Consider the following 10,986-nt stretch of genomic DNA (forward strand, 5'->3'; position numbering starts at 1 on the left):
TTGCTGGCGCATTTTCTGATTCTTCTCCTGCGGCGGTGTGACACCGCTGGGCCGGGCCGGTGGTGTCGGGTGCCGGGGCGGGACAGGTGGAGGATGATGCGGGCGGATTCGGCGACTTGGCACACGCTTTCGAAGGAGTCGGGAGTGCCGGCTCATTCGAGGACCTGGAGGTCTCCGCGGAGATCATGCCGTGGAAGCGTCCGGATTCGGGCCTGTGGCTGACCGGCCGCCAGGACGACTGACGCGATGGTGTGGGCCAAGGCGGACGGGGCGTTCCCGTCGGCCGAGGTCTGCGCGGACGTGGCGCACTGGGCGGAGGAAAATCACAAGGTTCTGGTCTTCACCGACGACGGCACCACCCTGGACTACCGGGCAGACCGGGAGTCGTCGTTCGGAAACGAGTTGGCCAAGGTGTTCCTGATGCCGGCAACCCCCGCATGCGCGGGGCCGACAAGGTCTGGTTCTTCTCCCGGGGTCGCCGCCACGGAGGGCGAAATCGCAGGCGCTGTCAGCTGGTGTGAGTGGGCCAGGGCTGAGCGGTGCCGTCGCCCCGGTGGTTGGTTCTGGGAATCAACTAGCGCTGTCTGTAGATCAGTTAGCGCCGAAGTCGAACGCTGCGGTGACGGGCGCGTGGTCCGACCACCGCTCGGCGTGGGAGGCAGCGCGTTCGACGTAGGCCTCGACAGCCTTATCGGCGAGATTCTTAGTGGATACGAGTAGGTCGATGCGCCAGCGGATAGACGCCTTTTCGAAAACGGTCCACCCGTCCGAGGACGGGGTGTTCGAGGGGACCTGCCGGCCTGGGTGGTAGGGGCCTCCTGCGAACAGCGTGACGGCGTTGGCGCCGGTCCGCGCGCTGGTTGGTTCGCGTGTGCCGGACGCGCACGGGGATGAGAGCAAGGTCTCGTACCTGGGGCGGGCCGAGTCGGTGACCCGGCTCGCGTTGTCGAGAGAGCGGGAGATCGTCGGCTCCTCCGAGGACCTGGACGTCTCGGGCGAGATGACTCCCTGGAAGCGTCCTGACTTGGTCCGTGCAAGGGTGAGTGGATCCGGCGGAGACGTCTCGCGGTCCGCCCCGTGATCGTGTTGCGGCTCCTGGGCGCAACGGGTGCGGCCCGGCAGGCTTCGGAGCCTGCCGGGCCGCACCCGGTCGTTCACGACGGTCAGTTCGCGACGGTCAGTTCGCGGCGTCCGGCTTCACGAGATCCGGAAGCTTCGCCTCGAACAGCGCGTCGAACGCCAGTGAGGGCAGGATGTGACCCTGGTTGGCGGCGTTGTCAGCCACGCTCGCGGCCCACGCGGAAGCCGCGAAGCGCTGGTTGGGGGTGCCGTGGTGGCCGGGGCTGGAGAAGCCGCAGTCGCCGACCATGTAGAACGACTTCTCGGAGTCCAGCAGCCGCTTGGCGTTGAGGGCCTCGCCGCGGGAGTGGGTGAGGAAGTACGTGCCGTACGCGTCCGCCATCAGCTCGACGCGGCGGGTGGCCTCCGGCCCGGTCAGCCGGGAGGCGGTCAGGCCGTCCGCGAACTGCACCTGGTGGCCGAACTCGTGGGCGAGGATCGCACGTGGGGCCGTGTCGCCCAGGCCCAGTGCGCTCATGCCCTGAAGGATGCCGTCACCGACGACGATGCGGTCGGAGACACCCACTGGGTTCGGGCTGTGCTTCTCGGTGAAGGCGAACGCGTTGAAGGTGAAGATCGGGTTGTTGCCGCCCTGGAGGACGGGGTCGAGGTTGATCAGGTGGCCGATCAGGTGGGCCAGGAACAGCGCAGTGTCCTTGTTCGTCTCCGGGATGCCGTACATCAGGCTGATGACGCGGGCCAGGCGCTCCGGGGAGGAGAAGAGGTCGCCGCCGTGCATCGGCACGATCTGGATGTCGGCGGAGTCGATGTCCCAGAACCGCTTCAGGTCCTTGCCCTCGGACGTCAGCTGGTTGGTGTACTCGCCGTTGGCGCCGAAGGTGTCGGACTTCGACTCGCTGCCGAAGAACAGCGCGTCATAGGTGGGCATGTCGGGCGCGCCGAGGAGGCTGAGGAGGAAGAGCAGTCCGGGATCGGCGCCCGTGAGCAGGCCCTGCTGGTAGTCCCGGAGCGCCGTGGCCTGGCACTGGTAGTCGCCCGGATCGATGACGCTGTCGCGGATGCCGGCCCACTGGGTGTCGTGGATGCCGTACTTGGCTATGGCGGCATCGCGGTGCTGCTGCCAGTCGGCCGGCAGCTTGGCCAGGATCTGGTCGGCGAGGGCCTTGGCCTCAGGGGAGAGGCGGGAGGTGTCGAACGCCGTGGCGGAGACGGCGGAGGTGACGGCGGCCGGTGTCGTGGCGTCGGCGGCCACGGCCGGCAGAGCCGCACCGAGGGTGCAAGCGGCGACAGTTGCCAGGGTCGCGGCCCAGGCGAGGGTCTTCTTCACGGGAGAGCTCCTAGAGGTGCGAGCCGACGCGCGAGAGCGCCCCTGCGGGAGTGAGGGGAGCGGTCGGCTGTGCCGTACGCAGAGTTTGCGAGGTGTCGACCGGCTACTGGCGAGTTCACGGTGGCTGAATCCGGCGTGGCAGAAAGGTGACAGGTCTCCATGTCGGCCCATAAGTGCGACAATCGGCAGATGTATTCGCTTGATGGCATAGGTATCAGTGCAATGGCAGAGAGCGCCTACCTCGCCCTCGTCGAGCGAGGCCCGACGGCCGCGCCCGAACTGGCGAGCGCCCTGCGCGTGACCTCGTATGCCGTGAGCACCGCGATCGGCGAACTGACCGGTCTCGGCCTGGTGGAACCGGACGGACCACAGCTGGTCGCCCGCCCTCCGCGCGCCGCTCTCGACGCCGTGGCCGAGAGCCGCAGCAGGGAACTCGCCGCGCTGCGCAGCGGCATCGAGGAACTGTCCCGCTTCTGGCGCGACCACCACGTCGGAGGAGCCGACTACCTTGAGATCGCCCGGACGGATGCGGCCCGCAGAGCAGTCGTCAAACGGATCTACGACGAGGCCACCGAGCAGATCCGCGCCCTGACCATCGGCTACACCGGCCGATCGGCACAGCCCAACGCCATGGCCCCCGGGTGCCGCGAGGCACTGACACGCGGCGTCACGTGCTCGGTCGTCTACGGATCCCACGTCCTGCACGACCGGGCCGCGCGGGCGGCCGTCCAGGCCTCCGTCGACCTCGGTGAGCGAGCGCGGGTCTTTCCCGACCTCCCGCTGAACATGGCCGTCTGTGACGACCGATTCGCCCTGGTATGTCCCCCTGCGAGCGACTGGGCCCGCCGCCATCACATCGTCGTGCAGCGATCGGACCTCCTCGACGCGCTGATCGGCATCTTCGAGTCGTTCTGGCAGATCGCCGTCCCGCTGCCCGTCGCCGAGACGGCGGCCGACCTCGCCACGCCTCCCACCACCGAGACCCGGCAGCTCCTCACCTGCCTCAGCGGTGGACTGACCGACGAGTCGATCGCTCGTGAACTCGGCGTCAGCGAGCGGACGGTGGCCCGCCGCATCACCCGTTTGCAGGAGGTGCTCGGCGCGCGGACCCGCTTCCAGCTCGGCGTCCAGGCGAGCCGCCGCGGCTGGCTCTGACCCAGGTGTCGCGCGCACACCGAGACGCGGCGGGCCGCAGTGCGCCGAGGGTGCTCCTGGCTCGCCGGCTCTTTCCGGCGGATACCGAGGTGCTCGATGGACTGGACGCCCCGGAGCACCTGCTCCCCGGACCAGCCGGCCTTCCGCAGCATGGCGAACGCGCAGAGGAAGTTCTGGAGGGCCGTGTCGGGCCGGGGCGGTCGGGAGGCGAGCAGCGGCACCACAGAGTCTCAGCCACTCGGCCATTCCCGACAAACACACACCCACCGGTGACTGTGGTCGCGGCAAGAGCGTGAGGTGGGGCCGTCCCGCCTGCTGCCTCGCAATGCCGTCCCGCCTGCCGACGGTCGTGATGCCGAGCGGGAGCCGGTGCAACGATTCGCATCGTCAAATGGCCCGGGCGAGACCGCGCGGTGAGATCGCGGGTCTTGTGCGCCTGCTCCGCTCCCGCGAGGCAGCCCGGCCTGGGGGCGCCGCAGACCGGGGATCCATTAAACTGTCGATATCTGTCGGTCAGTTATCGCCGAAGTCGAACGCGGCGGTGACGGGCGCGTGGTCGCTCCAGCGCTCGGCGTGGGCCGCCGCTCGTTCGACGCGGGCCTCGATGCACTTGTCCGCAATGCCCGGGGTCGTCACGATGAGGTCGATCCTCCAGCGGAACGACACCTTTTCGAAAAAGGTCCACCCGTTCGAGTGCAGCCTGTTCGAGGGTGCTCGCTGGCCTGGGCGCTAGGGGACCTCCTGTGAGCAGCATGACGGCTTCGGTGCCGGTTCGGGCGGTGGTTGGTTCGCGTGTGTCGGACACGCACGGGGACGAGGGCAAGGTCTCGCACCTGGTGCAGGCGGAGTCGGCGACGCGGCACGCGCTGGCGAAGGAGTGGGAGATCGTCGGGTCCTTCGAGGACCTGGACGTCTCGGCTGAGATCACGCCGTGGAAGCGTCCGGACCTGGGCCCGTGGTTGACCGAGCGGCAGGGCGAGTAGGACGCGTTGGTGTGGGCCAAGGTCGACCGGGCGTTCCGTTCGGCGAAGGACTGTGCGGACGTGGCGCATTGGGCGGAGGAGGACCGCAAGGTCCTGGTGTTCACGGACGACGGGATCACCCTGGACTACCGCGAGGGGCGGGAGTCGTCGTTCGGGAATGAGCTGGCGAAGGTGTTCCTGATGCTGGCGTCGATCTTCGCGGAGATGGAGCTCAAGCGGATCAAGGCCCGGGTCGCGGCCGCGCACAAGCACCTGCGGAAGACGGACAGGTGGGCGGGCGGGCAGCCGCCGTACGGGTACCGGATCGTGGATCGCCCCGGCGGCGGGCGCACCCTGGAGCCGGACCCGGTGACCTCCGAGGCCGTCCGGTACATGGGCAAGTTGCTCCTGGAGGGGCAGAGCCAGTGGATGATCGCCGCGGCGTTGGAGGCTGCCGGCTTCGATACCCCGGCGACCCACGCGTACAAGAACCAGGGCGACAGCTACACGAGCAAGCGCAAGGCGCCTCCGTCGAACCACTGGAATCCCACCGGCGTGGGCAAGATTCTCCGCTCGCCGGCGACGATGGGCCTGAAGCTGGCCGGCCGCTCCGTGAAGACGCGCAAGATCGCGCGGGACGCGAAGGTCCTGCCGATCCGCATGGCCAAGCCCCTGTTCACGGAGGGGGAGTGGGCCGCGATCCAGGCGGCGATGGACGAGCGCTCGGTCACGAAGGAGCGCTCGAACGGCGCCTCGCCCTGGCTGGGTGTGCCGCACTGCGACCGCTGCGGCGACCGGTTCTACCGGCAGGTGAACCTCGCCAAGAACGGAAAGATCTACGAGTACTACCGGTGCGCGAAGACGGCCGGCAAGCCCGCCTGCAAGGGCCAGTCCGTCAAGGGCGAGCGCGTCACCGCCGCGATCGCCAGCCTGGTGCAGCGCCTGGCTGGGCTGGCGATGACGGTGCGCAGGTTCATCCCCGGCGAGGACCACACCGAACAGCTCAACCACGTCACCCAGGCCATGCGCGACCTGCGCGAGGAGAAACGCCGCAACCTGTTCGACTACCCCGGCGGCGACGACGAGTACTCCGAAGCCCTCGAAGTCCTGGTCGATGAGCGCCGTCGCCTCGCCGCCCTCCCGCAACGCCCCTCCGCTTGGGTGGAAGTCGAGACCGGCCAGACCTTCACCGACGCCTGGACCCAGGCCGACCAGGAACACCGCCGCCAACTTCTGCTCGGCCTCAAGGCCCGCCTCTACATGACACCCGACACCGAAGGCTGGTACCTACCCGCCGAACTCCAAGCGCGCGTGGGACAGCTGGAGTGCGCTGGCAGCTCGGCGGAGGTCGGGTGATCCGGGATCGTTGTGGACCCGAGACCTCCGCGTGGGTAGAGCGCGTCCCTGGCCGCGCTGTCAGTGTCGTCTCGGAGCGGGTCACCTCCACTTGGGCGGAGCGGACCTGAACGGCGCGTCCCTCGGGCACCTGGCTGTGGGGTCACCTCCACGCCGGACGGGGCTGGCGCTGAAGCCGCCGGCATGCGATCGACAAGATGTCAAGGGCATGCCAGACGGTGGGTCGGCAAGGTCCACCGCAGCAGGAACCCGGGTGGCTACCGGCACATCGAGGGGGTCGCGTGGGATGCGGCCGAAGTCCGCCGTCGACCGGGGCCGCGAAGGCGAGTCGCCCCTCGAAGCCTTGGCCTGGCACCACAGGGGAAGCGCCAGGCGCCATCCACGGGCACCACTAAAACTAGAGCCAGTAGTTTTGCCTGGCGAGAACGTACACTAGTCCACGACGAGGGACCAATACCCGGGGGTAACCACCAGCGGACGAGAGGACCAACAGATGGGCAGGCCGCCACGACCGCTGCTGACCCGGGACGGAATCATGCGGGCCGCTCTCGCACTGGTCGACGAAGAGGGGGTCGCCGCGCTGTCGACCACCCGCATCGCGGCCCGGCTGGGCGTCAAGGGGCCCTCGCTCTACAACTACGTCTCCAGCCGCGACGAGATCATCGCCGGAATCAGCGACCTCATCGTCGCCGAGATGGCCCTCGACCCGACCATCCAGCCGTGGACCGCCGCCCTGGACGCCTGGGCCCGCTCCTACCGCGCCGCCCTCGCCCGCCACCCGAACATGGTGCCGCTGCTCGCCTCCCGGCCGACCCGGTCCGTCACGGCCCTCCAGAGCTACGCCTGCGCGTTCGCCATGCTGCGGAAGGCCGGCTGGCCCGAGGAACACGTACTCCCTGTCGTCCAGTCCATCGAGTACCTCCTCATCGGCTCCGCCCTCCACCTCAACCACCCGCACGACGCGGCCTGGACGAACGAGGCACTCCCACCCGGACTCGAACCGCTGCGCAACGCCCCGCCCGACTTCCGCGAGCAAGCCTTCGAAACCGGCCTCACCGCACTGATCCGCAGCTTCCAGGAAACCCTGAACGACCTTCAGGCCCGGTACAACGGCTGACAAGCCGCCACCTCCGACGGCTCGCCGGTCACCCAGCAGGTGACACCGGCTTCAGCTCGGTGACGCTGGCGGTGGCGAGCAGTCCCGGCGGGACGCCGGTCGCGCCTTCACAGTGCGGGTGGACGAGGGAGGGGCTGCTCGGCCCAGATGGTCTTGCCGGTGCCGGTGTGCCGCGTGCCCCAACGCTCGGTGAGCTGGGCGACCATCATCAGGCCCCGTCCGCCCTCGTCGAAGATGCGGGCGCGACGCAGGTGCGGTGCGGTGCTGCTGGCGTCGGAGACCTCGCAGATCAGCGTCCGGTCCTTGATGAGCCGCAGCTGGATGGGCAGGGCGCCGTAGCGGATCGCGTTGGTCACCAGCTCACTCACCGTGAGTTCGGTGACGAAGGCCAGCTCGTCCAGCTCCCACGCCTGGAGCTGCGCGGTCGTCCGCGCACGGACCTCGGCGACGACGGCCGGATCGGCGGGCAGGTCCCAGTAGGCGACGTGCCTGGTGTCCAGGGCGTGGGTGCGGGCGATGAGCAGTGCGACGTCGTCGGCAGGCCGCTCGTCGAGCATCGCCTTCAGGACGGTGTCACAGAGGGTGTCGAGGTCGAGGGTGGTGCCGAGTGGGGGGACAGGGCCGGAGAGGGCTGTGCGCAGAGCGTTCAGGCCGGTGTCGATGTCGCGACCGCAGGCTTCGATCAGGCCGTCGGTGAACAGCGCGAGGAGACTTCCTGCGGGAAGCTCGGTTTCGACGGACTCGAACGGTAGCCCGCCCAGGCCCAGTGGCGGGCCGGTGGGCAGTTCGATGAAGTCCACGGTGCCGTCAGGGGTCACCAGAGCGGGCCAGGGGTGGCCGGCACTGCCGAGCGAGCACCTGCGGGAGATGGGGTCATAGACCGCGTACAGGCAGGTGGCGCCGAGTTCTCCGGGTGGCGCGTCAGCGCACTCCTGCCCCGTGCCGAGCCGGATGACGAGGTCGTCCAGGTAGGCGAGCAGCTCGTCCGGGGCCAGATCGACGTCGGCGAGGGTGCGTACGGCTGTGCGCAGGCGCCCCATGGCGGCGGAGGCGTGGATGCCGTGGCCGACGACATCGCCGACGACCAGGGCGACCCGGGCTCCGGAGAGCGGGATCACGTCGAACCAGTCACCGCCGACACCGGCCTCCGAACCTGCGGGCAGGTAGCGGCCCGCGACGTCGACGGCGGCCTGCTCGGGAATCCCCTGTGGCAGCAGGCTGTGCTGGAGGGTGAGGGCGGTGGTGCGCTCACGGGTGTAGCGGCGGGCGTTGTCGATGCAGACCGCCGCGCGCGCTGCCAGTTCCTCGGCGATCTCCACGTCATCCTGCCCGTAGGGCGAGGCGGACAGGTCCAGACGCGTGAACAGGACGACGCCCAGGTTCACACCACGGGCCCGCAGCGGAACCGCGAGCAGCGAGTGCGGGCGGTGTCGACGTATCCAGGCCGCCCGGTCCGGGTCATGGGCAAGCCAGTGGGCAATCTCGGGGTCGGTGATCCGGTGGGCGGTGCCGCGGCCGCTGGCCAGGCAGCGGGCTTGCGGTGAGGACTCCGGATAGCGGGCCGGCTCGCCGACCGCGACGACACCCGGCACGTCGGAGCGGACGGCGACCCGCCGCAGAACCAGGCCCCCGCCGGTACCGATCGGTGCCGGCTCATCCCCTTGCAGCACGGCGTCGAGCAGATCCACCGAGACGAAGTCCGCACAGGCGGGCACGGCCACGTCGGCCAGCTCCTGGGCGGTGCGGACCACATCCAAGCTGCTGCCGATGCGCCTGCTGGCCTCATCGAGCAGCGCCAGACTTCTCCGAGCCGCCTCCTGCTCGGAGAAGTCGAACACGGTCTGCTGCACAGCGTGCACCAGCCCCGCCGGGTCCTTGAGCGGGGTGAGGTGGACGATCCAGGCATGCGGGAAGGCCTCTCCTGGCACCTGCACGCGGTTCTCGATCTGCTCCGGCCGACCCGTCGCCGCCACTCGCTCGACACTGCGCTGCGGGACCTCGAACAGTGGATCCGGCAGGTGCTCGGTGATCCGGAGCCCGCGAAGCTCCCCCTCCGTGGCCGCGAGCTGCCGCACCATTGCCGTGTTGACGCGCAGGAACCTGCCCTCGGCGTCGTAGATCGCCAGGGCGAACGGGGACTGGTCGAACGCCCAGTGGACCAGCGGGTCGCTGCCGCGGTCGTCCCCCTGCCCCAGCGGGGCGGCCTCGAACAGCCAACCGACCCGCCCGTCACCGGCGGGCAGCGGACGCACACACAGTCGGCATTCCACCGGGCCGCCGTCGCGGTTGCGCAGCATGACCCGGCCGACCCAGTGTTCCTGCCCGGCCAGCCGCTCGCGAGCCGACCGCGGAAGGGGCGACGCCAGCAGATCCGCTGCGGGTCGACCTGCAGCCTCGGACGCGGAGTACCCGAGCAGCCGCTGGGCGCCGGAACTCCAGCCCGTCAGTACTCCGTCCGGAGTCGCCACCGCCATGGCCGCACCCGTGATGAAGGGGCCACTGGGCCGGCTGTCGCCCGCCGCTTGTGTGTCCATGGTGATCATCTCGCTTCGCGCGCCCGTTGACTCAAGGATTCCTCCGGCACGGCACAAGTTCACCTCGGGCCGCGCAAGCACCCTGTCTACGGCCACCGCCACGGCAGACCTCCGGAGCGCGCCGCGCAGCTGACCCGCCGCCTTCGCCGCAGGGCGTCCGCCCAGTTCCACCATGGCAAGAGCGCTCACGCCCGATCCGTACTCGACGGGACCGCCGATCTGCCTCCCGTCGCTGCAGTCCCGGACGGCGACCCTCCCGTCCCGGCCTCCGAACACAGTGACGGGCCGGCCGTCCACCGCCATCACCCAGTCAGTGTGGCTGCGGAGCAATTCACCGCCCTTCGCCCCCGCACGCAGGTCCTGTACCCGAATGGGCCGCGGCTCGTCCCAGCTGCCGCTGATCGCGATCGGTCGGCCGTCCACCACCATGGCCGCCGCTGTCACCACGGTGTCGGTGTGTCCGTTGAAGGGCTCTGTCCCGTAATCGGTGGTAGCGCTGTGTAGTGGTCACTGAAGGAGGATGCGCTGGCGGAGCAAGGGGAATCCGGCTCGGCCGTGCATCTGCCTCGTGATCCGCTTGGTTCACGTGTTGACGCCCTCGGTGTGGCCGTTGTGGAAGGGGAGGGTGAGGCCGGCATCGACCGCGGCGCGGTCGAGTTCGAGGCCGTTCGCAAAGGAGTGCAGGTGGGGCAGGTCGGCCGCGCGGGCCGTGGCGATCCAGTCGGTGAGCTTGGCATCGTTGCCTTCCGCTGGGGTCAGTAGCTGGGCGAATTCGCGGGTGAAGCACGCTAGTTCGGTCATCTCCTGGCAGGCTGTGGTGAGTTCCCGCAGCAGCTCGGTGTCCTTGTCGCGCAGGTTCTCGGGGCGGGTGAGCGGGAGGCGGGCGAAGCGCTGTGGGGTGGTGACTGGCTTGTCGCCCTCGGCCCGGCCCTGGCTGATGTAGCGGACCAGCAGGTTGGCACTGCCGGTGTGACCCAACTCCTTGATCTCGCGCAGGAGGTGGGTGACGGGCACCGCGGGGTCCTCGGCCCGGCGCCTGCGCAGGTGGTCGCGGTAGGGGTCGACGAGCGTGGGCTTGTAGCGCGGTGCGCGGCGGTCGCCGGTGGGCTCCTTCATGCGGGCGTACCGCTTGACGGTGTTCAGGGCGACGTCGAGGCGGCGGGCGCATTCGAGCAGCCCGACGCCTTGATCGATCAGACTATGGACTCGCTGCCAGCGCTCGCGGGTGGTCTGCTCGCGTACACCCCCGGGCCGGGCGGGGTTCACCGCGGTGGCCCAGCAGGCGGCGTGCGAGCGGACCTCGGCCAGGACCTTGCCACACAGGTTGCTCCAGAGATGCCACCTGTCGCTGACCTGCACGGCTTCGGGCAGGGCCCGGCGGATCGCCTCGCCGTAGGAGCCGGAGCCGTCACGGCAGACGTATTCGGCCCCGGGGTGCTCGCGCAGCCACGCGAC

General features: G+C 69.7%; 7 protein-coding genes and 2 pseudogenes. 5 read left to right on the forward strand and 4 right to left on the reverse strand.

The features are described from left to right. Positions 1-246 precede the first annotated feature (246 nt). Complete coding sequence (locus KS423_RS48580; protein ID WP_374120037.1) at positions 247-720, forward strand: hypothetical protein; 474 nt, start codon at positions 247-249, stop codon at positions 718-720. 457 nt (positions 721-1,177) lie between these two features. Here the strand turns inward: KS423_RS48580 and KS423_RS26390 are convergent, their stop codons facing one another. Beyond that, positions 1,178-2,407, reverse strand: coding sequence for a hypothetical protein (locus KS423_RS26390; RefSeq protein WP_224282266.1), 1,230 nt, complete (start codon positions 2,405-2,407; stop codon positions 1,178-1,180). 222 nt (positions 2,408-2,629) lie between these two features. On the opposite strand from KS423_RS26390, the gene KS423_RS26395 reads away from it, so the two are divergent. Beyond that, complete coding sequence (locus tag KS423_RS26395) at positions 2,630-3,562, forward strand: helix-turn-helix transcriptional regulator (protein ID WP_224282267.1); 933 nt, start codon at positions 2,630-2,632, stop codon at positions 3,560-3,562. A 513-nt stretch (positions 3,563-4,075) separates the two neighbouring features. On the opposite strand, the pseudogene KS423_RS26400 reads toward KS423_RS26395, so the two are convergent. Then, positions 4,076-4,216, reverse strand: a pseudogene (locus tag KS423_RS26400) (exodeoxyribonuclease III); the annotation flags it as partial. 140 nt (positions 4,217-4,356) lie between these two features. Between KS423_RS26400 and KS423_RS26405 the strand changes: the two are divergent. From KS423_RS26405 to KS423_RS26415, 3 genes are all read left to right on the forward strand, one after another. Further along, positions 4,357-4,545 carry a hypothetical protein gene (locus tag KS423_RS26405; protein ID WP_224282268.1) on the forward strand — a complete coding sequence of 63 codons (189 nt, stop codon included), beginning with the start codon at positions 4,357-4,359 and terminating at the stop codon, positions 4,543-4,545. Positions 4,546-4,554: 9 nt separating this feature from the next. Continuing rightward, positions 4,555-5,880: a recombinase family protein gene (locus KS423_RS26410; RefSeq protein ID WP_224282269.1), complete on the forward strand. Its 1,326-nt coding sequence runs from the start codon at positions 4,555-4,557 to the stop codon at positions 5,878-5,880. Positions 5,881-6,373: 493 nt separating this feature from the next. Next, positions 6,374-6,997: a TetR/AcrR family transcriptional regulator gene (locus KS423_RS26415; RefSeq protein WP_224282270.1), complete on the forward strand. Its 624-nt coding sequence runs from the start codon at positions 6,374-6,376 to the stop codon at positions 6,995-6,997. 107 nt (positions 6,998-7,104) lie between these two features. Here KS423_RS26415 and KS423_RS26420 read toward each other — a convergent pair whose 3' ends face one another. Continuing rightward, positions 7,105-9,531 carry a SpoIIE family protein phosphatase gene (locus KS423_RS26420; RefSeq protein WP_224282271.1) on the reverse strand — a complete coding sequence of 809 codons (2,427 nt, stop codon included), beginning with the start codon at positions 9,529-9,531 and terminating at the stop codon, positions 7,105-7,107. 507 nt (positions 9,532-10,038) lie between these two features. Next, positions 10,039-10,986 (reverse strand): annotated as a pseudogene (locus tag KS423_RS26425) (transposase); the annotation flags it as partial.

The organism is Streptomyces sp. LS1784 (assembly GCF_020103755.1).
In the GTDB taxonomy this organism is placed as follows: Bacteria; Actinomycetota; Actinomycetes; order Streptomycetales; family Streptomycetaceae; genus Kitasatospora.

What these genes read in the sequence shown, in the direction of transcription:
- KS423_RS26420 (WP_224282271.1), bottom strand. Translation starts at nt 9,531, where the DNA reads ATGGACACACAAGCGGCGGGCGACAGCCGGCCCAGTGGCCCCTTCATC.
- KS423_RS26415 (WP_224282270.1), top strand. Translation starts at nt 6,374, where the DNA reads ATGGGCAGGCCGCCACGACCGCTGCTGACCCGGGACGGAATCATGCGG.
- KS423_RS26395 (WP_224282267.1), top strand. Translation starts at nt 2,630, where the DNA reads ATGGCAGAGAGCGCCTACCTCGCCCTCGTCGAGCGAGGCCCGACGGCC.
- KS423_RS48580 (WP_374120037.1), top strand. Translation starts at nt 247, where the DNA reads ATGGTGTGGGCCAAGGCGGACGGGGCGTTCCCGTCGGCCGAGGTCTGC.